Annotated in this window: 19 protein-coding genes; 9 read left to right on the forward strand and 10 right to left on the reverse strand. The window is 75.1% G+C overall.

The genetic code is table 11. The features are described from left to right. Positions 1 to 62: 62 nt before the first annotated feature. From thiD to C8D89_RS05815, 3 genes are all read right to left on the reverse strand, one after another. Entirely contained in the window at positions 63 to 896 is an 834-nt protein-coding gene (gene thiD / locus C8D89_RS05805) for a bifunctional hydroxymethylpyrimidine kinase/phosphomethylpyrimidine kinase (protein ID WP_116707138.1), read from the reverse strand. 123 nt (positions 897 to 1,019) lie between these two features. After that, the gene (locus tag C8D89_RS05810; protein WP_116707139.1) at positions 1,020 to 1,928 is read right to left on the reverse strand and encodes a S1C family serine protease; all 909 of its coding nucleotides are present in this window, start codon (positions 1,926 to 1,928) and stop codon (positions 1,020 to 1,022) included. 138 nt (positions 1,929 to 2,066) lie between these two features. After that, a complete protein-coding gene (locus tag C8D89_RS05815; RefSeq protein WP_116707364.1) occupies positions 2,067 to 2,654 on the reverse strand; it encodes a peptide deformylase in 588 nt (195 codons plus the stop codon). A 90-nt stretch (positions 2,655 to 2,744) separates the two neighbouring features. On the opposite strand from C8D89_RS05815, the gene C8D89_RS05820 reads away from it, so the two are divergent. Together C8D89_RS05820 and C8D89_RS05825 are read left to right on the forward strand one after the other, a co-directional pair. Beyond that, positions 2,745 to 3,098: a nucleoid-associated protein NapA gene (locus tag C8D89_RS05820; protein WP_243417881.1), complete on the forward strand. Its 354-nt coding sequence runs from the start codon at positions 2,745 to 2,747 to the stop codon at positions 3,096 to 3,098. Positions 3,099 to 3,148: 50 nt separating this feature from the next. Continuing rightward, on the forward strand, positions 3,149 to 3,937 hold the full coding sequence (locus tag C8D89_RS05825) for a LytR C-terminal domain-containing protein (RefSeq protein ID WP_165825569.1): 789 nt from the start codon (positions 3,149 to 3,151) through the stop codon (positions 3,935 to 3,937). 95 nt (positions 3,938 to 4,032) lie between these two features. Here C8D89_RS05825 and C8D89_RS05830 read toward each other — a convergent pair whose 3' ends face one another. The 4 genes from C8D89_RS05830 to moeA all read right to left on the reverse strand — a co-directional run bounded on the left by C8D89_RS05830 (position 4,033) and on the right by moeA (position 9,791). After that, the gene (locus tag C8D89_RS05830; RefSeq protein WP_116707142.1) at positions 4,033 to 6,339 is read right to left on the reverse strand and encodes an AAA family ATPase; all 2,307 of its coding nucleotides are present in this window, start codon (positions 6,337 to 6,339) and stop codon (positions 4,033 to 4,035) included. Next, positions 6,336 to 7,448 carry a CDP-diacylglycerol--serine O-phosphatidyltransferase gene (gene pssA / locus C8D89_RS05835; protein WP_116707143.1) on the reverse strand — a complete coding sequence of 371 codons (1,113 nt, stop codon included), beginning with the start codon at positions 7,446 to 7,448 and terminating at the stop codon, positions 6,336 to 6,338. Before pssA ends, C8D89_RS05830 begins: the two co-directional genes overlap by 4 nt. Continuing rightward, positions 7,445 to 8,206, reverse strand: coding sequence for a phosphatidylserine decarboxylase (locus C8D89_RS05840; RefSeq protein ID WP_116707144.1), 762 nt, complete (start codon positions 8,204 to 8,206; stop codon positions 7,445 to 7,447). Before C8D89_RS05840 ends, pssA begins: the two co-directional genes overlap by 4 nt. A 370-nt stretch (positions 8,207 to 8,576) precedes the next feature. Further along, positions 8,577 to 9,791 (reverse strand): molybdopterin molybdotransferase MoeA, encoded by a 1,215-nt coding sequence (moeA, locus tag C8D89_RS05845; protein ID WP_116707365.1) that lies wholly within the window; start codon positions 9,789 to 9,791, stop codon positions 8,577 to 8,579. A 189-nt stretch (positions 9,792 to 9,980) separates the two neighbouring features. Between moeA and C8D89_RS05850 the strand changes: the two genes are divergently transcribed. From C8D89_RS05850 to C8D89_RS05875, 6 genes are all read left to right on the forward strand, one after another. Further along, positions 9,981 to 11,309, forward strand: a complete 1,329-nt coding sequence (locus C8D89_RS05850) for a serine/threonine-protein kinase (protein ID WP_116707366.1) — start codon at positions 9,981 to 9,983, stop codon at positions 11,307 to 11,309. A 180-nt stretch (positions 11,310 to 11,489) separates the two neighbouring features. After that, complete coding sequence (gene groL, locus C8D89_RS05855) at positions 11,490 to 13,124, forward strand: chaperonin GroEL (RefSeq protein ID WP_116707145.1); 1,635 nt, start codon at positions 11,490 to 11,492, stop codon at positions 13,122 to 13,124. A 461-nt stretch (positions 13,125 to 13,585) separates the two neighbouring features. Then, on the forward strand, positions 13,586 to 15,265 hold the full coding sequence (locus C8D89_RS05860) for an AMP-binding protein (protein ID WP_116707146.1): 1,680 nt from the start codon (positions 13,586 to 13,588) through the stop codon (positions 15,263 to 15,265). Positions 15,266 to 15,281: 16 nt separating this feature from the next. Next, the gene (locus C8D89_RS05865; RefSeq protein ID WP_243417882.1) at positions 15,282 to 16,358 is read left to right on the forward strand and encodes a zinc-dependent alcohol dehydrogenase family protein; all 1,077 of its coding nucleotides are present in this window, start codon (positions 15,282 to 15,284) and stop codon (positions 16,356 to 16,358) included. Then, positions 16,355 to 17,653: an MFS transporter gene (locus tag C8D89_RS05870; RefSeq protein ID WP_116707148.1), complete on the forward strand. Its 1,299-nt coding sequence runs from the start codon at positions 16,355 to 16,357 to the stop codon at positions 17,651 to 17,653. The genes C8D89_RS05865 and C8D89_RS05870 overlap by 4 nt, the downstream gene beginning before the upstream one ends. Positions 17,654 to 17,698: 45 nt before the next feature. Next, positions 17,699 to 18,127: a YccF domain-containing protein gene (locus C8D89_RS05875; protein ID WP_207787106.1), complete on the forward strand. Its 429-nt coding sequence runs from the start codon at positions 17,699 to 17,701 to the stop codon at positions 18,125 to 18,127. Positions 18,128 to 18,219: 92 nt separating this feature from the next. Here C8D89_RS05875 and C8D89_RS05880 read toward each other — a convergent pair whose 3' ends face one another. After that, positions 18,220 to 18,771: a cysteine dioxygenase family protein gene (locus tag C8D89_RS05880; RefSeq protein WP_279323355.1), complete on the reverse strand. Its 552-nt coding sequence runs from the start codon at positions 18,769 to 18,771 to the stop codon at positions 18,220 to 18,222. 16 nt (positions 18,772 to 18,787) lie between these two features. Continuing rightward, positions 18,788 to 19,372 (reverse strand): GNAT family N-acetyltransferase, encoded by a 585-nt coding sequence (locus tag C8D89_RS05885; protein WP_116707150.1) that lies wholly within the window; start codon positions 19,370 to 19,372, stop codon positions 18,788 to 18,790. A gap of 428 nt (positions 19,373 to 19,800) precedes the next feature. Here C8D89_RS05885 and C8D89_RS05890 point away from each other — a divergent pair, with 428 nt between their 5' ends. Next, complete coding sequence (locus tag C8D89_RS05890; RefSeq protein ID WP_116707151.1) at positions 19,801 to 20,838, forward strand: S66 family peptidase; 1,038 nt, start codon at positions 19,801 to 19,803, stop codon at positions 20,836 to 20,838. A 117-nt stretch (positions 20,839 to 20,955) separates the two neighbouring features. Here the strand turns inward: C8D89_RS05890 and C8D89_RS05895 are convergent, their stop codons facing one another. Then, positions 20,956 to 22,680, reverse strand: coding sequence for a DNA repair helicase XPB (locus C8D89_RS05895; protein ID WP_243417883.1), 1,725 nt, complete (start codon positions 22,678 to 22,680; stop codon positions 20,956 to 20,958). Positions 22,681 to 22,935: the final 255 nt, after the last annotated feature.

A 22,935-nucleotide genomic window follows, 5' to 3' on the forward strand; every position in this document is an offset into this window, starting at 1 on the left:
CATCGCGTCGCCCCCGCGTCGGCCGTCGCCACCCTCATGTGAGCGGAAGGCGGGACTTTCGCTCACGTGGGCTCCCAGTCGGCCACCGACCACAGGGCCGACACCGGGCCGTGGCCCGCACCGAGGGGATAGGCGTGCTCGACGGCGCGCGTGATGTAGGCCTTGCCGAGCGCGACGGCGTCGGGCAGCGCCATCCCGCGCGCCAGGCCGGCGGTGATCGCCGAGGCCAGCGAGTCGCCGCCGCCGTGGCTGTGCGGGGTGTCGCGACGGGGTGAGGAGTAGGGCCGTTCGACGCCGTCCGCGGTGACGAGGAGGTCGACGACGTCGGCGGAGCCCTCGAGGTGGCCGCCCTTGACCAGCGCCGCACGCGCCCCGAGGTCCAGCAGCGCGCGGGCGGCCTCGCGGGCGGTGGCGTCGTCGGTCACCTCGACCCCGACCAGCAGGCGGACCTCGTCGAGGTTCGGCGTGACGAGCGTGGCGCGCGGGATCAGCTCGGTGCGCACGGCGTCCAGCGCGTCCTCCGCGAGCAGCGGCGAGCCGTGCATCGACGCGGCCACCGGGTCGACGACGAACGGCGCGCGCGACCCGATACCGACCTCGTCGGCGGCGGCCACCACCGCCTCGATGATCTCGGTCGAAGCGAGCATGCCGGTCTTCGCCGCGTCGACACCCATGTCGCCGGCGACGGTGCGGATCTGGTCGGCGACGACGTCGGGCGGGATCGGGTGGAAGCCCGAGACGCCGACGGAGTTCTGCACGGTCACCGCCGCGACCGCGACCGCGCCGTGCACGCCGCACGCGGTGAACGCGCGGACGTCGGCGGTGATGCCGGCGCCGCCGCCGGAGTCGGTGCCCGCGATCGCGAGGGCGACGGGCGGGGTGCTGGACGCGCGCATCGGTCGGCTCCCTACGCCGGCATTACCCGGCGGGTTCGGCGGTCGGCGGCGCGGGTCCCGGGTGGGACCAGCCGCCCTCTCAGCCCGCTTCCGGCGAGCTCCCGCGGTGGCCCGGCGACGCTATCAGCGGTCGGTGAGCTCCGTCGGCACGGCGAGCACGTCGACCATCGCCTCGCCCCGCAGCACGGTGACCGGCATCGTGCGCCCGATCGAGGACGCGAAGAGCCGCCGCTGCAGTCCCTGCGCGTCGGTGACGGGCTCGCGGTCGGCGGAGACCACGAGGTCGCCGGCGCGCAGGCCCGCCCGCGCGGCCGGGCTGCCTGCGACGACCTCGGCGACCCGCAGGCCCCGCGGCCGGCCCAGGCGGGCGGCGACGTCGGCGGGCAGCGGCGCGGGCGCGCCGACCAGCCCGAGGTAGGCGCGCCGCACGCGTCCCTCGGCGCGCAGGGTGGCGAGGATGCGACGCGTCGTCGCCGAGATCGGCACCGCGAGCCCGAGGCCGACCCCGGCGACCGCGGTGTTGATGCCGACCACGTGGCCGGCGGCGTCGACGAGCGCACCGCCGGAGTTGCCGGGGTTCAGCGCGGCGTCGGTCTGGATGACGTCCTCGACGACCCGGCTCGCCGTGCCGCTGCGCACCGGCAGCGCGCGCCCGAGGCCGCTCACGACGCCCGCGGTGACCGAGCCGGCGAGCCCCAGCGGGTTGCCGACGGCCACCACCAGCTGGCCGACCACGAGCGTCGCGGCGTCGCCGAGCTCCAGCGGCGGCGGCGTGGGGTCCGGGGACACCAGGACCGCGAGGTCGGAGAGGGGGTCGGTGCCGCGGACGGTGACCGTGCCCTCGGTGCCGTCGGCGTAGGCCACCGATCCCTCGCGATGCCCGCCGACGACGTGCGCGTTCGTGACCAGGACCCCGTGGTCGAGGACCACGGCCGACCCGCTGCCCCGACCCGCGCGCACCGCGGCGACCGAGGGGCCCACGGCGGCCGCGACCGTGCTCACGGTGCGGGAGTAGGCGTCGAGCTCGTCCATGCCTTCGTGCTTACACCGTTGCACCAGGTGTCGTCGCGGTGTCCGCTGTGAGCGGACGCGCCGACCCCGGACCACGGTGATCAACGGGGAGTTCGGACGCGTAGAAGCAGCGAACAGGCCGTTCGCTGCAGCTCTCGCTCAGTGCCCGAACGGGTCGGGGTCGACGCCGGGCAGCCAGGAGTGGCCGGGGACGCCCCAGCCGTGGTCGCGGACCGCGCGCTTGGCCGCGCGGCGGTACCGGCCCACGAGGCGGTCGAGGTAGACGTGGCCGTCGAGGTGATCGGTCTCGTGCTGCAGGCAGCGCGCCAGGTACCCCGTGCCCGTCACGACGACCTCGTTCCCGTCGACGTCCACACCGTGGACCTCCGCGGTCGCGGCGCGGCCCGTCGGGAAGGACTCGCCGGGCACCGACAGGCAGCCCTCCTCGTCCTCGTCGGGGTCGGGCATCGTCTGGGGCGGCGGGTCGGCGGTGAGCACCGGGTTGACCACGGCGCCGCGCCGGCGCTCGCCGCCGAGCTCCGGATCCGGGCAGTCGAAGACGAACACCCGCCGGTCGTCGGCGATCTGGTTGGCCGCGAGGCCGACGCCGTTGGCGGCGTCCATCGTCTCGAAGAGGTCGTCCACGAGGGCGCGCAGCGACGCGCCGCCCAGCTCCTCGGGGGTGACCGGGCGGGTGGGCCGGTGCAGCACGGGTTCGCCCACGACGACGACGGGCCTCACGGTCACGGCGCGCACCGTAGTGCCCGCGCGTCGGTGTCACGTCGGCGCCGGAGCCCCCGCGGTGTCGGGGGACCGTGCTTCAATGGAGGGGCGCGAATGACAGGCGTGTCATTCGCGCCGGGACGCCGTGGTGGGCAGGAGGCGAGCAGCGTGGCGGACGCCGTACGGGTGCATCCCCCGCAGGACGAGCCCTCGGACGGGCTCGACCGTCGGGATCGGGAGATCCTCGCGTTCGAGCGTCAGTGGTGGAAGTACGCGGGCGCCAAGGAGCAGGCGATCCGCGAACTGTTCGACATGTCGGCGACCCGGTACTACCAGGTGCTCAACGCACTGGTCGACCGGCCGGAGGCGCTCGCCGCGGATCCGATGCTCGTCAAGCGGCTGCGGCGCCTGCGCCAGAGCCGGCAGCGGGCGCGCGCGGCGCGTCGCCTCGGCGTCGAGCCCCGATAGTGGTCTCCTGACTCCCGAGCGGCAGATCGTCGCCGTCGAGGGGAGCAGGAATGACTGGGCCCGGGTCCGACGCCTCGCGCATGCGCATCGCAGGCATCGTCCTGCTCGCCGTGGCCGGTGTCGCCGCCGTGGTCGGCCTGCTCGCACTCGGCGGCGAGGGGCCCTCGAGCCCCACCGCGGCCCCGGCGAGCCCGACCTCCGCTCCGCCGCTGCCCGGCGCGAGCAGCAGCGCCCCCGCGCCGGCCCCGGGCCAGCCCGGGGGGCCACCGGTCGGGGCACCGAACCAGGCCGGGGTGCCGGGTCAGCCCGGTGGTGCCCCCGGCCAGCCCGGTGGCGCCCCCGGCCAGCCCGGCCAGCCCGGCCAGCCCGGGGTGCCCGGTGGCCCGCTCGCGGCCGGCGCGCCGGCCGTCGGCGCGCCGATCGTCCCCGGCGGTGGTCCCGGCGGTGGTCACGGCGGTGGTCCCGTCCCCGGCGGGGGTCCCGGTGGCCCTCCCGGCGCCGGTCCCGCCGCGGGCGGCGGGGGCGGCGGCGCGGGCGGCGGCTCGGGCGCCACGTCGGCCGTCGCGGTCCGCGTGTTCAACAACTCCACGATCCAGGGGCTGGCCGACCGCGCCGCGGATGATTTGCGGGCGCGGGGCTGGAACGTCGTCGAGGTCGGCAACTACCCCTACGGCGTGATCCCGGAGAGCACGGTCTACTACCGCCCGGGCAGCGGCGAGGAAGGGCCCGCCGACGCGATCGCGCGCCAGTTCGGCATCCGCTCGCTGCCCCGCTTCGACGGCATCCAGGGCGCCTCGCCCGGCGTCATCGTCATCGCCACGAACAACTGGCGCGGCTAGCGCGCGTCCGACCGATCACGTGGCGGTTCACGTGGCCGTGCTCGTGGTACCAGCGCCGTCGGGCGGCTGGACCGCGCCGCACGGACACGCTCCAGCTAGCCCGCCTCGCCGGCGTAGGCCTCCAGCTCCGCGAGCTGGCGCGGGTCCAGCGACGGCCGGACGGCCTCGCGGGCCCTGGCCAGGTCGCTCGCGGACACCTCGGTCGACTCCAGTGACGTCCGCATCGCGGTGAGCGCCGCCTCGCGGATCAGCGCTGCGCAGTCCGCCGCCGAGTAGCGGTCCAGGTCCTCGGCCAGCGCGTCCAGGTCGACGTCGTCGGCCAGGGGCGTGTCGCGGGCGGCGGCGCGCAGGATGTCCGCGCGGGCCGCGGCGTCCGGCGGCGGCACGTAGACGCGGCGCTCGAGCCGCCCGGGCCGCAGCAGCGCGGGGTCGATGAGCTCGGGCCGGTTGGTGGCCCCGAGCACGACGACGTCGCGCAGCGGCTCGGCCCCGTCGAGCTCGGTGAGCAGCGCGGCGACGACCCGGTCGGCCACGCCGGCGTCGGTCGAGCCGCCGCGGCGCGGGGCCAGCGCGTCGATCTCGTCGAGGAACACCAGCGCCGGCGCCGCGGCGGCCGCCCGGGCGAAGAGCGCGCGCACGGCCCGCTCGGACTCGCCGACGTACTTGTCGAGCACCTCGGCGCCCTTGACCACGAACACGTTGAGCGAGCCCGTGCCCGCCAGCGCGCGCACCAGGAACGTCTTGCCGCACCCCGGTGGGCCGAAGAGCAGCACCCCGCGCGGCGGGGAGACCCCGAGGCGGGCGAAGGAGTCGGGGTAGCGCAGCGGCCACAGGACTGTTTCGGTGAGCGCCTGCTTGGTCTCGACCATGTCGCCGACCCGCTCGAGGGTCAGCCCGCCCGAGGACAGGGTCTGCGACCCCGAGGACAGCGACGCCGGGCGCACCGACGACACCGCGCCGAGCAGGTCGTCGGTCTGCAGCGTGAGGTCCTCGTCGGCGGATCCGCCCCGCAGCGCCGCCCGGACCGCGGCCTCGCGGCGCAGCGCGCAGAGGTCGCCCGCGACGAACCCGGGGGTGCGTGCACCGACGGCGGCCAGGTCGACGTCCCTGGCCAGCGGCACCCCGCGCAGCAGCACCCGCAGCAGCTCGGCGCGGTCGCGGTCGCCCGGCGGGGGCAGGGTCAGCTCGCGGTCGACGAGGTCGGCGCCCCGCACCCGAGGGTCGAGCGCCTCGGGTCGCGACGACGTCACGACGAGCGCGACGCCCGGCGTGTTCGCGGCCCGGCGCAGCGCCTCGAGCACCAGCGTCGACAGCGGCGGCGGGTCGGCCGCGGGCAGCAGGACCTCGCCGTCGGTCACGAGCAGCACGCCGGGGGTGCTCGACACCGCGTCGTCGACGGCCTCGCGGACCCGGGCGGCGGCCGCCCCGGCCTCGATCGCCGCGACGGCGGGCGCGTCGAGCCGCACCACCCGCGCCTGGTTCTCGGCGGCGACCGCCCGGACGAGCGTGGTCTTGCCGACGCCCTCGGGCCCGCTGACCAGCACCCCGAGGCGCGGCGCGGCACCCAGGCGCTCGAGCAGCTCGGGGCGCCGGAAGACGAGGTCGAACCACTCGCCCAGGCGCCGCGCAGCGTCGGCGTGCCCGACGAGGTCGGCGACGGCGACGGCGGGCTCGGCGGGGGCCTCCTGCTCGACGGGCGGTGCGGCGGGTGCGGAGGGCGCGGCGGCCGCGAACGGCGCGGACACCGCCGACCCGGCCGCGGCCCGACCGGCGGCGGGCGCCGCGGACGCGATCGGCGCCGGGCCGCCGGTGCTCGCGCCGTTGCGCCAGCGCACGACCGTGGTCGGCCCGACGGCCAGCGCCGCGCCCGGGTCGGAGCCCACCGGCGGCTCGGCGGCGGTCACCGTGACGAGCTCGGTCGTCCAGCTCCCACCCAGCGCCGCGGCGAGCCCCCGACGCGCGCCCGGCGCGTCCGCACCGGGGAACGGCGCCAGGTCCTGGGGCAGCAGCGAGAGCGTGTCGCCGGGCAGCAGTACCTTGCCGATGAGGGCGAGGCGCAGCGTGGCGGGCGGCAGCGCCGCGCTCGCCAGGCGTGACCCGGCCAGCTCGACCTGGCGGGCGACGGCCACCGGGGCGGCGGCGACGCCCACGGTCGACCCGTCGACCACGCCGGCGTTCACCATCGTCGTCTCGTCGAGCACCGCCGTCCCCGGCGCCGCGGGCTCGGCGGCGGGCGCGACGAGCGCGACGGTGGTGCGCGCCCCGGTGACGCGCACCGCGTCCCACGCCTGCACGCCGAGCGCGGTGATGACCTCGGGGTGCAGGCGCACCACGCCGCGCCGTGCGTCGCCGGCGGACGTGCCGAGGCGGGCGAGGAGGTCGACCCCCTCCGGCGCGCTCACCGGCGCTCGTCCCGGCGCTCGTCCCGGCGTTCGTCCCGGCGTTCGTCCCGGCGTTCGTCCCGTTGCCGGCGCAGCCCGAGCCGGCGCGACCCGCGGGGGCGCGGCCGGCCGTCACGACGCGGCCCGTCCTGCCCGTCGCCGTTCGCGCTGGGGCTGCTCGGCGGGAGCGGCGCCGTGCGCTCCCCGCGCAGCCGGTCGCGATCGCGGTCCCGGTCGCGACCGATGTTGCGCGCCGCGCTGCCGGCCCGGGCGGCGGCACCGGCGACGCGGCGCCGCAGCGGGCGGCGGGGCGGGGCGAGGCCCAGCCGGCGGTGGGCGCGGCGCACGGCCCGTCGCTGGCGCGGGGGCACGTGCCAGATCTCGGGGTGGCGGCCGAGCCAGCGGTAGCGGTTGGCCGCGTAGGGGATGTGCAGCAGGTAGACCGCCACCGCCACCGCGTAGACCACGAACGGGAATGTCACCAGCGCCGCCGCCGCGAACGCGACGGCCACGAGCAGCGGCGCGACGAGGCTCGGCGGCACCCGGACGCTCTTGAGGGAGGCGGTCGGGACACGACTGATCATGAGCGTGCCGACCAGCACCGTCCACACGGCCACCACGGCCGGCTGCGACCAGAACCCTGGTCCGAGCTGGACGTCCAGCGCCAGCGGCGCCAGCGCGACGAGGGCGCCCGCGGGGGAGGGGACGCCGACGAAGAACTCGCCGGCGTAGGGCGGGGCCTCGTCGTCGTCGGACAGGGTGTTGAACCGCGCCAGGCGCAGCGCCGCGGACACCACCAGCACCAGCGCGACGACCCACCCGATGCGGATGTCGTCGAGCGCCCAGAGGAAGAGGATGAGGGCCGGCGAGACGCCGAAGGACACGCAGTCCGACAGGGAGTCCAGCTCGGCGCCCATCTTGCTCGTCGCGTCGAGCAGCCGCGCCAGCCGGCCGTCGAGGGCGTCGAACACCGCGGCCAGGGCGATCGCGGCGAGCGCGGCGACGCGGTTGTCGGTGAGCATGAACTGCACGCCCGAGAGCCCCGCGCAGAGGGCGAGCACGGTGACCGCGTTGGGCAGCAGCCGCACCCCGCGTCCCCCGCCGCGGACCGCCGTCGTCTCGGGGGTCACGGGGCACCGCTGGGCTGGTCCGGCTCCGCGGCGCCCGGTGCCCCGGCGGGGAGGTCCGCCAGCACGGTCTCCCCGCCCACCGCGCGCTGCCCGGGCTCGACGTGGACCGTGCTGCCGGGCGGCAGGAGCAGGTCGACGCGCGAGCCGAAGCGGATCAGCCCGTAGACGTCGCCGGCGCGCACCTCGTCGCCGGGGCTGACGTCGCAGACGATGCGCCGGGCCACGAGCCCCGCGATCTGCAGGACGACCAGGTCGTGGCCGTCGGCGCCGCGCACCCATGTCGCGGTGCGCGCGTTGGTGTCGCTGGCGGCGGGCAGGTCGGCGGACAGGTAGCCGCCGGACCGGTGCTCGACGGCGCGGACCTGGCCGTCGACCGGCACCCGCTGCACATGGACGTCGTAGACCGAGAGGAACACGCTGACCCGGGGGCGCGGGCCGGGCGGCAGGCCCAGCGCGACGAGCTCCGCGGGCGGATCCGCCGTGTCGACGAGGCTGACGGTGCCGTCGGCGGGCGCGACCGCGATGCCGGACCGGCGGGGTGTCGTGCGGTGCGGCGCGCGGAAGAACGCGGCGACCCCCGCGGTGACGGCGAGAGCGGCGAACGTGCCGCGCCCCCGCAACGCCCGCAGCCCGAACGCGGCCGCGGCGACCGCGGCGATCACGGGCCGCCCGCCGGGGTGCAGCGGGGGGATCGTGTCGCGGACGAGGGTCAGGGCGTGGCGGACGGTGCCGCCCGGGGTCTGCTCGTGCTGGCCCATCGTCGCTCTCGGATCCCTCTCCTCGACGGCGCGCGCGGGCAACCTATCGGCCGGGCCCCATGGAGGACGAGCTGGGAGGACGAGATGGGAAGGGCCGGGATGGGGCCGGGGCCGCCAACCCCCGAGTCGGCGACCCCGGCCAGGAACCGCTCGTCCGCTCCCCAGCGACAAGCGGTTGGTCCTCGAGAGGCCCACCCGGGTGGTGCCCGGGATCGCGCGACGCGTCCCATGACACCTGTCACACATGGTGCCCGATGACCGGCGCAGGCGGAAGGCCGGGTCGCCCCAACGGCGGAACGGTGCCGCTCGACGGGAGGGTGGACACCGGGTCGAGCGCTCCGTGCGGGGGCTCCATCGAGCCCCCGCGGCGTCACCCGTCCAGGAGCCAGACCTCGACGGTCTCGCCGGCCTCGAGGTGGGTGGTCTCCTCGTCGACGACGATCAGGCAGTCGGCACGGGCGAGCGCGGCGAGCAGGTGCGACCCCGGCCCGCCCACGGGCGTCACCGTCCCCGCGACCGCGTCGACGCTGCCGCGACGGAACTGGCGACGTCCGGCGGGTGAGTCGAGCGGCTCGGCGAGACGGGCCCGCACCCGCGGGCGGGCGGCCTGCGGGTGGCCCGCGGCGGCCCGCAGCGCCGGACGCACGAACACCTCGAACGACACCAGGGAGCTGACCGGGTTGCCGGGCAGCGTCACCACCGCCACCTCGCCCGTCGGCCCGCGGTGGCGGCCGAGGCCCTGCGGCATCCCGGGCTGCATCGCGACCTTGCTGAACTCCACGCCCCGGCCGGTGAAGGCGTCCTTCACCACCTCGTACGCGCCCGCGCTGACCCCGCCCGAGGTGAGCACGAGGTCGACGGGGTCGTCGGCGTGCGCGGCCAGGGCGTCGTCGAGGGTGCGGGTGAACGCGGCGACGTCGTCGGGCACGAAGCGCAGGAGCTCGGCGCTGCCCCCCGCGTCGGTGACGGCGGCGGTCAGCATCGGCCCGTTCGACTCGTGGATCTGCCCGTGACGCAGCGGCTCGCCGGGCGCGACGAGCTCGGAGCCGGTGGACAGCACGAGCACCCGGGGGCGGCGCCGCACGGGCAGGGCGCCGGCGCCGACGGCCGCGGCCAGCCCGAGCTGCGCGGGGCCGAGCAACGTCCCGGCGCCCAGGACCACCCGGCCCTCGGTGACGTCCTCGCCGGCGCGGCGCACGTTCTGGCCCTCGGCGACCGCGCGGTCGATGCGCACCCGCTCGGTGCCGGCGTCGGTCCACTCCACCTGCACCACCGCGTCGGCGCCCTCGGGCAGCGGCGCCCCGGTCATGATCCGGTGGGCGGTGCCGGGCTGCAGGGGCGGACCGTCGGTGCGCCCGGCGGGGACGTCGGCGGCGACCGGCAGCTCGACCGGCACCGCGTCGAGGTCGGCGGCGCGCACGGCGTAGCCGTCCATCGCCGAGTTCGAGAACGGGGGCAGCGGCACGGGCGAGGCGAGGTCCTCGGCCAGCACGCGGCCGAGCGCGGCGGCCAGTTCCACCGTCTCGACGGGCTGAGGCGCGAGCAGCGCGGCGACGGCCGCGGCGTGCTCGGCCACCGGCCGCATCGCCGACGGGTCGCCGTGGTCGTGGCCGTGGCCGTGGCCGTGGTCGTGGCCGTGGCTTCGGCCGTGGCCGTGATCCTGGTGCCCGCGCTCCGTCTCCCCGTGTCCCGTCACGGCGCGCATCGTCCCGTCCGTCACCCCGGCCCGCGATCCGGCCCGGTCGTGACACGGTGCGGCGTTAGGGTCTGCGGCGTGGCCGACCCGAGCACGCAGGACCTGACCGGGCAGCGTCTCGGTCACTTCCGCGTGGACGGGGTGATCGGCCGCGGCGGCATGAGCGTGCTCTACCGCGCCACCGACACCCGCCTCGGGCGGCGCGTCGCGCTGAAGGTCATCGACGAGTCGCTGGCCGCCGACCGCGAGTTCCGCGAGCGGTTCGTCGACGAGGCCCGCAACACCTCCGCGGTCGACCACTCCCACGTCGTCCCGCTCTACGACTTCGACGAGGCCGACGGCCACCTCTACATCGCGATGCGCCACGTCGAGGGCCCCGACCTCGCGAGCGTCATCGACGGCCGCCCGCTGACCGTGGCGCGCACGCTGCGCCTGCTCGGGCAGGTCGCCGACGCGCTGGACGCCGTGCACGCACGCGGCCTGGTGCACCTCGACGTCAAGCCGGCCAACGTGCTCGTCACGACGCGCGAGTCCGCCGGCGAGCACGTCTACCTCGCCGACTTCGGTCTCACCCGCCGCGGCGCCACCGGGCACCGCACCTCCGGCGGCGACTTCCTCGGCTCGCCCACCTACGCCGCGCCCGAGCACCTGCGCGGCGAGCCGGTCGACGCGCGCACCGACGTCTACTCGCTGACCTGCGTGCTGTTCACCTGCCTCACCGGGCGCGCGCCGTACCTGGGCTCCGTGCCCGAGGTCATCGACGGCCACCTCGGCGGCGACGTGCCGTCGGCCGCCGAGCCGGCCGGGCTCGACCCGCGCATCGACGACGTGATCCGGCGCGGCATGGATCCCGACCGGCCGCGACGTCACGAGTCGGCGAGCGCGGTCATCGAAGCCGCCCGCGGCGCGCTGACCGGCCCGGGTCCGGCGCCGCTCGTCGGCCCGGCGCCCGGGCGTGTCATCGGCCCGCCCTCGCGCCCGCTGTGGCCGGGGGCGGGACGGCCGGCGGCCGCCTCCGGCGCGACCACGGCCTCGTCGGGCCCGGCAGTCACCGAGCCGGCCGCGTCCGGCGCGCCGCCGTGGGCCACCCCCTACGCGCCCGCGTCCCGTCCCGGCCCGCCTCCCACGCCGCCGCGCGGCGCGCCCGGTCGCCCGCCGGTCGGGGGCCAGCAGCCCGGCCGCCCGCCGGGTCCGCCCCAGGCGTCACCGGGGTCGCCGCCGGGCCCGCCGTCGGGGCCGCTGACGCGCTCGTCGGTGGCGCCCCCGATGCGCCTGCGCGACCCCGTCCCGCCCGACCGCGACGGCTCCTTCGCCCGGGTCGGCGCGGGCCCACCCCGCGCGATCCTCGTCGCCGGCGGGGTGGCGCTGGTGCTGCTGATCGTCGTGCTGCTGGTGCTCGTGCTCTGAAGGCCGACACCCCGGCCCGGGTCGGTTGCACTCCCCTGACCCGAGTGCCAGCATGGACTTGGCACTCGGTATCGTCGAGTGCCAGGTCGGGACGGTGAGGCCGGCGCAATGGAGCCGGTCGTCCGTCGCGGGCACCGCGCCTGGCCGAGCACACGTGTCTCTCATCGGAGGACCACCCGCATGGCCAAGATGATCGCGTTCGACGAGGAGGCCCGCCGCGGCCTCGAGCGGGGCATGAACAGCCTCGCGGACGCCGTCAAGGTGACCCTCGGCCCGCGCGGCCGCAACGTCGTCCTGGAGAAGAAGTGGGGCGCCCCCACGATCACCAACGACGGCGTCTCGATCGCGAAGGAGATCGAGCTCGAGGACCCCTGGGAGAAGATCGGGGCCGAGCTCGTCAAGGAGGTCGCGAAGAAGACCGACGACGTCGCCGGTGACGGCACGACCACCGCGACCGTCCTCGCCCAGGCGCTCGTCCGCGAGGGTCTGCGCAACGTGGCCGCCGGCGCCAACCCGATGTCGCTGAAGAAGGGCATCGAGAAGGCCACCGAGGCCGTCTCGCAGCAGCTCCTGAAGTCGGCCAAGGAGGTCGAGACCAAGGAGCAGATCGCCGCCACCGCGTCGATCTCCGCCGGCGACTCGCAGATCGGCGAGCTCATCGCCGAGGCGATGGACAAGGTCGGCAAGGAAGGCGTCATCACCGTCGAGGAGTCGCAGACCTTCGGGCTCGAGCTCGAGCTCACCGAGGGCATGCGCTTCGACAAGGGCTACATCTCGCCCTACTTCGTCACCGACCAGGACCGGATGGAGGCGGAGCTGGATGACCCCTACATCCTGCTCATGTCCTCGAAGATCTCGTCGGTGAAGGACCTGCTCCCGCTGCTGGAGAAGGTCATGCAGTCCGGCAAGCCGCTGGCGATCATCGCCGAGGACGTCGAGGGCGAGGCCCTGGCGACCCTGGTCGTCAACAAGATCCGCGGCACCTTCAAGTCGGTCGCCGTGAAGGCTCCCGGCTTCGGTGACCGCCGCAAGGCGATGCTGGCCGACATGGCCATCCTCACCGGCGGCGAGGTCATCTCGGAGGAGGTCGGCCTCAAGCTCGAGACCGCCGACCTGAGCCTGCTGGGCCGCGCCCGCAAGGTCACCGTCTCCAAGGACGAGACCACGATCGTCGACGGTGCCGGTGCCCAGGACCAGATCCAGGGCCGCGTCACCCAGATCCGCTCGGAGATCGAGCGCAGCGACTCCGACTACGACCGCGAGAAGCTCCAGGAGCGTCTCGCCAAGCTGGCCGGCGGCGTCGCGGTCATCCGCGCCGGTGCCGCCACCGAGGTCGAGCTCAAGGAGCGCAAGCACCGCATCGAGGACGCGGTGCGCAACGCCAAGGCCGCGGTCGAGGAGGGCATCGTCGCCGGCGGCGGCGTCGCCCTGCTGCAGGCCGCGACGGGCGACGTGTTCTCGGGCCTCGGGCTCGACGGGGACGAGGCCACCGGCGCCAACATCGTGCGCACCGCGCTCGAGGCGCCGCTGAAGCAGATCGCCCACAACGCCGGCCACGAGCCCGGCGTCGTGGCCGAGAAGGTCCGCGGCCTGAACACCGGTGAGGGCCTCGACGCCGCCACCGGCGAGTACAAGGACCTGATCTCGGCGGGCATCATCGACCCGGCCAAGGTCACCCGCTCGGCGCTGCAGAACGCCGCGTCGATCGCCGCGCTGTTCCTCACCACGGAGGCCGTGGTGGCGGACAAGCCGGAGAAGGCGGGCGCCGGCGCCGGTGCCGACCCGACCGGCGGCATGGGCGGCATGGACTTCTGATCCACGCCTCCTGAGCGTCCACGCGAAGGGCCGCACCCCTCGGGGTGCGGCCCTTCGTCGTGTCCGGCGTGCGTGGCTCCCCGGGGGGTGCGTGGCTCCCGGGGTGCGTGGCTCCTAGCAGCGAGGGACGCCCCGGCTGCTTCCCACGCAGCCAGGGCGCCCCTCGCTCCCACCGCGGTGCGGAGCAACCGTTCGGCGAAGGCGTCCTTCGCTGCCTTCCACGCAGCCAGGGCGTCCCTCGCTGCCCAACGTCAGGCACGCTGCTCGGGGACCGGGCCCGCAACGAACGGGGACCTCGGAGGCCGAGCAGCGATGAGCGCGTTCGCTGCGCCGAGGTCAGCGCGCTCGCGCTAGCAGACGAAGTTCCTATTGTGGAGCGTGCGTTTCGCTCAGGACAACGATCGCTCCACCAAACGGGATCTTCGGCCAGCATCGGGCCCCGTGAACGATCGGCGACCATCATGACGACCGACGAGGCGGCGACGCCCCACACGGTCGCCGCCTTCCCCGCGCCCGGCGAACGGCCCGCCGACCTGCCCGACCTCGTCGCCCGGCTGGTCCGCCGCGACCCGGACGTCACCGCTGTGCTCGACGCGGCCCCCGACGGCCCCGTGCACCCCGTGAGCCGGGGCGAGCTGTGGCGCCGTGTCCGGGCGCTGGCCGAGGAGCTGCGCGAGCACGGCGTGGGCGCCGGCGACGCCGTCGCCGTGTGGATGCCGAACTGGAGCGACGCGCTCGTCTGGCAGTGCGCGGTCGCCGCCCGCGGCGCGCACGTGGTCGGCGTCAACACCCGCTACGGCGTCGAGGAGGTCGCGCACGTCCTCGCCCGCGCGCGGCCGCGGCTGGTCGCCCTCGCCCACGGGTTCCACGGGCTGGATCTGCTCACCCGGCTGCACGAGGCCGTCGCGCAGTCGGGCGTGGTGCCCGAGGTCGCGGTGGTCACCGGCCCCGGCGGGCCGGCGGCCGACCCCGCCGGCTCGGACGTCGGCGCGGGCGCCTGGACGCCGCAGCGGGAGGACGGCCCGGAGCCGGCGCGCTCCGACCCCGGCGCGCTCGCCGTCGCGTTCACCACCTCCGGCTCGACCGGCCTGCCCAAGCTCGCCGCGCACACCGCGGCGGCGGTGCTCACCCACGCCGTCGCCGACGCCGCGGTGCTCGGGCTGCGCGAGGGCGACGTCGTGCTCGGCGCCCTGCCGCTGTCGGGGGTGTTCGGCTACAACGCGGTGATGGCCGGGCTCGCGGCCGGAGCGGCCGCGCTGCTCGAGCCCACCTTCGACGCCGACCGCGTGCTCGACCACGTCGCGACCCACCGCGTCACGCACCTGGCCAGCGGCGACGACCTCGTCCTGCGGCTGCACGAGGCGTGGTCCGCCCGGCCGCGCGATCTGGGCAGCTGGCGCTGGTGGGGTGTCGCCGACTTCCAGGGTCGCTCGTCCGAGCTGGCGGCGTGGCTCTGCGAGGAGTCCGGGACCCGGGTCGCCGGCGTCTACGGCTCGTCGGAGGTCTTCGCCCTCGCCGCGACCTGGCCCGCCGACGAGCCCGCCCCCGCGTGCTGGGCCGGCGGTGGACGTGTCGTGCACCCCGGCATCGCGGTGCGTGTGGCCGACCCCGACACCGGCGCCGTCCTGGAACGCGGCCGGGAGGGCGAGCTGCAGTTCCGGGGACCGAACGTCGTCGACGCCTATCTGGGCGCGGAGGTGCCGGACGCGTTCACCGCGGACGGCTGGTTCCGCTCCGGGGACCTCGGTGCGCTCGTCGACGACGGCGCCTTCGTCTACACCTGCCGGCGCGGTGATGCGCTGCGCCTGCGCGGCTTCCTCGTCGACCCCGCCGAGATCGAGCGGCGGCTGGCCGCGCACCCGGACGTCGGGACCGCGAAGGTCGTGGGCGTGCCCGATTCCGACGGCGCCACCCGCGCGGTCGGTTTCGTGGTCGGCGCGGCGGGGCGGGCGCCGGTGGGGGAGGAGCTGGTCGCGTGGTGCCGGGAGGCGCTCGCGGGCTTCAAGGTGCCCGCGGCGGTGCACGTCGTCGACGCGATGCCCACGACGGCGGGCACCAACGGCACGAAGATCAAGGCCGCGGAGCTGCGGCAGTGGGCGCAGTGGGCGCAGTGGGCGCAGCAGGCGCAGGAGAAGGGCTGAGGCGGCGGTGCGGGGCGTGTACCTGCCCGGCGGGCGCCGGGTCGACGTGCGCGAGGTCGCCGACCCCGAGCCGGGGCCGGGTCAGGTCCTCGTCGGGATGCGCGCCTCGACGATCTGCGGCAGCGACCTGCGGGCGATCTACCGCGAGCACCTCGGCGAGGGCCCCGAGGCCTACCAGGACGTCATCGGCGGGCACGAGCCGTGCGGTCAGGTCGTCGCCGTCGGGCCCGGCGTGGAGCGGACCGCGGTCGGCGACCGCGTCGTCGTGTACCACATCTCCGGCTGCGGCCGCTGCGACGAGTGCCGACGCGGCTACCAGATCAGCTGCACCTCGCCGGGGCGCGCGGCCTACGGCTGGCAGCGCGACGGCGGGCACGCCGACCTGCTGCTCGCCGAGGAACGCGACCTGCTTGCGCTGCCCGACCCCCTCACCTTCCTCGACGGCGCGTGCGTCGCGTGCGGGTTCGGCACCGCCTACGAGGCGCTGTGCCGGGTGGCGCTCGCGGGCGGTGAGCGGGTGCTCGTCACCGGGCTCGGGCCGGTCGGGCTCGCGGTGGGGATGCTGGCCGCGGCCATGGGCTCGTCGTGGGTCGTCGGCACCGACCCGTCGCCCGCGCGCCGCGCGCTGGCCCGTGACCTCGGCGCCGTGGACGTCGCGGTGGAGTCCGAGGACGAGCTCGCCGACCTGCTGGGCGACGGCGCCGAGGTGAGCGTCGACTGCTCGGGCGTCGGTGCGGGCCAGCTGACCGCGCTGCGGCACACCCGCCGCCACGGCCGGTGCGCGATGGTCGGCGAGGGCGGGACGCTGACCGTCGACGTCAGCGCCGTGCTCATCCACCGCCAGCTCACCGTCCACGGCTCGTGGGTGGCCCCGACCTGGCGGATGGCCGAGCTGCTCGAGCGCCTGGCGCGCTGGGACCTGCATCCCGAACGGGTCGTCACCGACCGGTTCCCGCTGGCCGAGGCGGGTCGGGCCTACGAGGTCGCCGACTCCGGAGCGGGCGGCAAGGTCGCCATCGACTTAACCTGTACCTCACGCGATCGGTCGCCTACGGTGCGTCGCGGCGGGGGCGAGCGGGAGGAGCACGGATGAGTCAGGTGTCCGCGTCGACGAGTACCGAGCGCCACCAGTTACCGGTGCGGACCCTCGTCGCGGCCAGCATCGGCAACGCGGTCGAGTGGTTCGACTGGACGATCTACGCGACGTTCGCCGTCTACTTCTCGTCGCAGTTCTTCGACAAGTCATCCCCGACGCTCGCGCTCATCGGCACGACGAGCACCTACGCGCTGGCGTTCTTCTTCCGTCCGCTCGGCGGGGTGTTCCTCGGGCGGCTCGCGGACCTGCGCGGGCGCCGCTTCGCCATGCTCGTGACGATCCTGCTCATGGCCGGCGGGTCCCTGGTCATCGCGATCCTGCCGACCTACCAGGCGGTCGGGTGGCTCGCGCCGATCCTGCTGCTGCTCGCCCGCATCGCGCAGGGGCTGAGCCTCGGCGGCGAGGTGTCCAACGCGAGCGCCTACCTCGCCGAGATCGCCCCACCGAACCGCCGCGGGCGGTACTCCAGCTTCTTCTACATCTCCACCGGCACCGCGCTCCTGGCCGCCAGCCTGCTGGGACTCCTGCTGACCACCACGCTCACCCGGCCCCAGCTGGAGTCCTGGGGCTGGCGCATCGCGTTCGTCGTCGGTGGCGTGCTCGGCCTCGTCGGGCTGTGGCTGCGCCGCACCCTGGCCGAGACCGAGCAGTTCGAGCGCAACGTCGAGACCGCGCGGGCGACCAGGAACCCGCTGCTCAAGACGCTCACCCACCACCCGCGCTCCGTGCTGCAGCTGTTCGGGTTCACGCTGCTCTCGACGCTGTGCTACTACACGTTCTTCAGCGCCCTGACGCCGTTCGCGGTGCAGTTCCGCGACGCCGCGGGCAGTGACGTCTTCCTGGCCCTGTCCATCGGCACCGTCGTGTTCATCGCGGGCCAGTACCCGATGGGTGCGCTCGCCGACCGGTTCGGGCGCAAGCCGCAGATGCTGGCGTGGTCGGGAGCGTTCGTGCTCCTGACCGTCCCGCTGAGCCTGCTCATCACCGAGCGACCGCCGCTCGTCAACCTGATCATCGTGTTCTCGGTGGGCCTCGGGCTCTACTCGGTGTTCTCCTCGATCGCCCCGGCGATCATGAGCGAGATCTTCCCGACCGAGCTCCGGGCGCTGGGCATCGGCGCCTGGTACAACCTCACGGTCGCCCTCTTCGGCGGCACGGCGCCGCTGCTCATCGCCGCGCTGTCCGGCGCCGGACGTCCCGACCTGTTCTTCTGGTACGTCTCCGGCGGCGCGCTGCTCGCGTTCCTCATCATCCTGACGCTGCCGGAGACGAAGGGACGGGAGCTGACGTAGCGCACGTCACACCCCGGTGGTGGCAGGCTGGGGGTCATGGACCTGCTGCGGACGCTGCTGAACCTCGTCTGGCTCGTGCTGGCGGGCGTGTGGATGGCGATCGGCTACGTGATCGCCGGGCTGATCTGCTGCATCCTCATCGTCACGATCCCGTGGGGCATCGCGTCGTTCCGGATCGCGCTGTTCACGCTCTGGCCGTTCGGCAGCCGCATCGAGCGTCGCCCCGACGCCGGGCTGGGCTCGACGCTGGGCAACGTCGTGTGGTTCATCGTGGCCGGGTGGTGGCTCGCGCTCGGGCACATCGCCACGGCCATCGCCCTCGCCGTGACGATCGTGGGCATCCCGTTCGCGTGGGCGAACCTCAAGCTGATCCCGGTCTCGCTCACGCCCCTGGGGCGGCGCATCGTCGACAGCGAGGACGCGGCGGCCTTCGCCGTCGGCGACCACCGCACCCCGGTGCCGGCGCGGCGCTGAGCCGACCGAGCACGGTCCGGCGCCGGCGAGCGTGTGGCGTCACGGACACTGGGTGTCAGCGATGGCCCACCGCTGACTCGGCGCTGGTCCCTTCAGCCCAGCACGGGGAGGTCGTAGCGCCGCCGGATGCTCGAGCCGCGGCGGGTGACGTCGACGCCGTAGACGTGCAGCGAGATCGTCGTGGTCGGCGCGGTGTTGGTGACGCGGTGGATGTCGCCCGGGGGCAGCAGGCCGGTCACCGTGCCGGGCCCCGCGACGTCCTCGCCGGCCGCGACGAGCCGGTCGCCCTCGACGCGGTAGCGCGTCTCGTGCTCCTCGCCGGTGTGCACACCGACGACGCACCAGGACAGGTGGTCGTGGATCGGCGTGGTCTGGCCGGGCAGCCACACGAGCGCCACCAGCGAGAACGCGCCGTCGTCGGCGACGTGCAGGACGTGCTGGCGGTAGTGCGCGGGGTCCCCGACGCACTGGTCGGGGCGCAGCAATCGTGGATCGCCGAGGTGCGGGGCCAGGGCGTGGCCGACGGCGTCGACCCGCGCGCGGCCCGGCGCGGCGTCGCGGGCGGCGGCGTCGAGGTCGGCGGTGAGGGTCGCCAGCGGGGTGGTCAGAGTGGTGGCCAGCGGGGTGGCCAGGGTGGTGGACACGGTGGCTCCTCGGAGGTCAGGCGGCCCCGGCGAGGGCCGGGCGCAGGTCGGCGGTCAGGGTGATCTCGTGGGCGTCGGTCTCGACGGCGACGATCGGCAGGACGGAGGCGAGCAGCGCCTGCATCGCGGTGTTCTCGGCGAGCACGACGGCCACGAGGCGCGCGTAGCCCTCCTCGCGGCCGCGGGCGGCGATCGCGTGCAGCAGCCGGCGTCCGACGCCGCGCCCCTGCCAGGCGTCGACGACCTCGACGGCCAGCTCGGCGTCGCGCAGGCCGAGCCAGATCAGCCGCGCGATGCCGACGGGCTCGCCGGTGGGTGCGAAGGCCGCGACCGCGAGGTGGCGCCGGCCGTCGACGGCGGTGAGCTTGCGGCGCACCGGCCCGGTCAGGCGCGGGGTGGCGCCGTGGAAGCGCAGGTAGCGGGAGTGGTCGGACAGGCCGGTGAAGACCGCGTCGAGCACGTCGGCGTCGGTGGGCCCGAGCTCCCGCACGGCCACGGTGGGCGCGCGTCCCAGGGGTCGGGGCCGGGGTGGCCCCGGGAGCGCGGTGACGGCGGTGGGCCGGGCGCCGACGGGGTGGACGGGGGTCAGGGTGGCGGTCATGGGTCCTCCTCGCGAGGCCGGACACCTCGTCCGGCGTGCGCGACGAGCGTGCGCCGGGACGGCCTCCCACGTCGTCGGGAGGCACACCCCATCTCCGGCCTGCCACACACCCACGCTGGTGAAGCACCCACTCCTCGCCCACCACAGGAGTCACGCCGTGGCCGCCGGGCAGGACCGGCTGCAGGCTCTGCGGCCGCGTCACGCCGAAGTTCTCTTGCGCGCCAGTCGGCGGCGGTCTACCTCGTCGCGGAGGACCAGTCGTGCAGCTCAACGTCGAGTCCTCTGCGACGGCCCGGGTCGATGTCGGGAGCACCCCGGCTGGTGAGGTCACCGCGGTGCACTCGTCGTCGCCGACACGGGGGCGCTCGCCGCCCTGAGGAAGGATCCGCGGGTCGGGTGGTCCCGCTACTCGCACACGGAGGGGCAGGATGTTCACATATCCCGAGAAGCTCCAGCCGGGCGACCGGGTCGCGGTGCTGTCGCCGTCGGCCGGGTTGCCCGCGGTGTTCCCCGGCCCCTTCGAGCTGGGTCTACGGCGGCTCCGCGACGAATTCGGACTGGTCCCCGTCGAGTACCCCACCACCCGCGTGCTCGGTGCGACTCCGCAGCAGCGGGCCGCCGATCTACACGCGGCCTTCGCAGACCCGGAGGTCGCGGCGGTTCTCGTCTCCATCGGCGGTGATGATCAGCTGAAGCTCCTGCGCCACCTCGACACTGCTCTGCTGGCGAAGCACGTGAAGCCGTTCGTCGGCTACAGCGACGCCACCAACCTGCTGCACTTCCTGTGGAACCTCGGCATCGTCGGATACCACGGAGGTGTGGTGATGGTGCAGTGGGGCCGAGGCGGGATGATGCACCCCGCGACCAGCGAGTCCCTGCGCCGGGCGCTGTTCACACGGGGCGTCCACGAGCTGAGGTCGCCGCAGGAGTACACCGACGTCGATCGTGATTGGGCCGACCCGGCCGCGCTCGAGACCGAGCCGGAGTCGATGCCGGCGTCGCCGTGGTCGTGGCACGGACCGGCCCGAACGGTGAGCGGGCCGGGATGGGGTGGAAGTCTCGAGATTGTCGACTTCCACCTGCGGGTCGGCCACTACCTGGCTCGGGCAGAGGCCTACGACGACGGAGTCCTGTTCCTGGAGAGTTCGGAGGAGATGCCCCCGGCCGCCTACGTGTACCGGGTGCTCATGTGCATGGGGGAGAGAGGCCTGCTGCAGCGATTCGGCGCGGTGCTGATGGGTCGGCCGAAGGCGTGGTCATTCGAGCGGCCGAACGGGCCACGTGCGCGTGCCGAGTACGTCGATGCCCAACACGGGGCGGTGCTGCGGGCGCTCGGGGAGTACCACCCGGACGCGCTCGTTGTGCTCGACGTCGACCTCGGCCACACCGACCCGCAGCTGGTCGTCCCGCACGGAGGCACGATCACCGTCGACGGTGCCGCCCGACGAATCACCGTCGAGTACTGAGCGTGTCTGATCGCCACAATTCGCTCGGCCGGATCGGGAGGCGCGCGAGGCTCGGGTGGGCAGGCACACTCGACCCCGAGCAGGTCCGGCGGTCTCGGGCAGGACCGACACGCGGGCTCAGGCGCCGCCCGACGGGTCGTGGCGCTCCGACTCGGGTTCGCCCTCGGTGTCCGTGCCCACGTCCGGGATGACGGGCCCGAGGAGGTCGTCCGCGTCCACGATCCGGTAGGCGTAGCCCTGCTCGGCGAGGAACCGCTGCCGGTGCGCGGCGTACTCGGCGTCGACCGAGTCGCGGGCGACGACGGAGTAGAAGTGCGCCTGGCGCCCGTCGGCCTTGGGACGCAGCAGCCGCCCGAGGCGCTGGGCCTCCTCCTGCCGAGAGCCGAAGGTGCCCGACACCTGGATCGCCACCGACGCCTCGGGCAGGTCGATCGAGAAGTTCGCGACCTTGGAGACGACCAGCACCGGCAGCTCGCCGCGCCGGAACCGGTCGAAGAGCTCCTCGCGCTCCTTGTTCTTCGTCGAGCCCTGGATCACCGGCGCGTCGAGGGCCACCCCGAGCTCGTCGAGCTGGTCGAGGTAGGCGCCGATGACCAGCGCCGGCTCGCCCCGGTGGCGCTCGAGGATGCTCCTGACCACCGGAATCTTGGTGTTCGCGCAGGCGCAGAGCCGGTAGCGCTCCTCGGCCTCGGCGGTGGCGTAGATGATCCGCTCGTTGTCGGTCATGGTCACACGGACCTCGACGCAGTCGGCGGGGGCGACCCAGCCCTGGGACTCGATGTCGCGCCAGGGCGCGTCGTAGCGCTTGGGACCGATGAGCGAGAAGACGTCGCCCTCGCGGCCGTCCTCGCGCACCAGCGTCGCGGTGAGCCCGAGGCGGCGGCGCGACTGCAGGTCGGAGGTCATGCGGAACACCGGCGCGGGCAGCAGGTGCACCTCGTCGTAGATGATGAGTCCCCAGTCGCGGGAGTCGAACAGCTCCAGCGCCCGGTACTCGCCCTTCGACTTGCGGGTCATCACCTGGTACGTGGCGATGGTGACGGGGCGGATCTCCTTGCGCTCGCCGGAGTACTCGCCGATCTCGTCCTCGGTGAGCGACGTGCGCGCGACGAGCTCGCGCTTCCACTGCCGACCGGCCACGGTGTTGGTGACCAGGATCAGCGTCGTCGCGCCGGCCTTGGCCATCGCCGCGGCGCCCACCAGGGTCTTGCCCGCGCCGCAGGGGAGCACGACCACGCCGGACCCGCCGTGCCAGAAGCCCTCGACGGCCTCGGCCTGGTAGTCGCGCAGCTCCCAGTCGGACTGGTCGAGCTCGATGGGGTGGGCCTCGCCGTCGACGTAGCCCGCGAGGTCCTCGGCCGGCCAACCGACCTTGAGCAGCGCCTGCTTGAGCCGCCCGCGCTCCGAGGGGTGCACCGCGACGGTGTCGTCGTCGATGCGCTCGCCGAGCATCGGGGTGATCTTCTTGTTGCGCAGCACCTCCTCGAGCACGGCGCGGTCGTTCGACAGCATGACCAGGCCGTGGACGGGGGAGTTCGTCAGCTGCAGGCGCCCGTAGCGCCCCATGGTGTCGACGACGTCGACCAGCAGCGCCTGCGGTACCGCGTACCGGCTGTGCTGCACGAGCGCGTCCACGACCTGCTCGGCGTCGTGGCCCGCGGCGCGCGCGTTCCACAGCGCGAGCGGGGTGACGCGGTAGGTGTGCACGTGCTCGGGCGCGCGCTCGAGCTCGGCGAACGGCGCGATGGCCTGACGAGCGGCGGGAGCGGCCTCGTGGTCGACCTCCAGCAGCAGGGTCTTGTCGGACTGCACGATGAGCGGTCCGTTGCCGGGCTGGCTCAACCTCTCGACCTCCGGGCGCGTCGACGGGTGGTCCGTCCCATTGTCCCCCGAGGCACCGACACGCCGTCGGGCGGAGCAGGGACGCCGCTCGGGGAGCGTCGCGGCGGTGCCGGTCATTCCCTCGGGCGCGACGGATACAGTGAGCGCGCTCGACCCCCGCCCACGAGGAGTGACGCCCGGACACGTCGGGTGCACTCCCGCCGACGCCAGGGACGTCTGACCACACCGATGCGCTCGCCCGACCTGCACCCCGAT

Origin of the sequence: Actinomycetospora cinnamomea (assembly GCF_003096675.1) — a bacterium.
GTDB lineage: Bacteria > Actinomycetota > Actinomycetes > Mycobacteriales > Pseudonocardiaceae > Actinomycetospora > Actinomycetospora cinnamomea.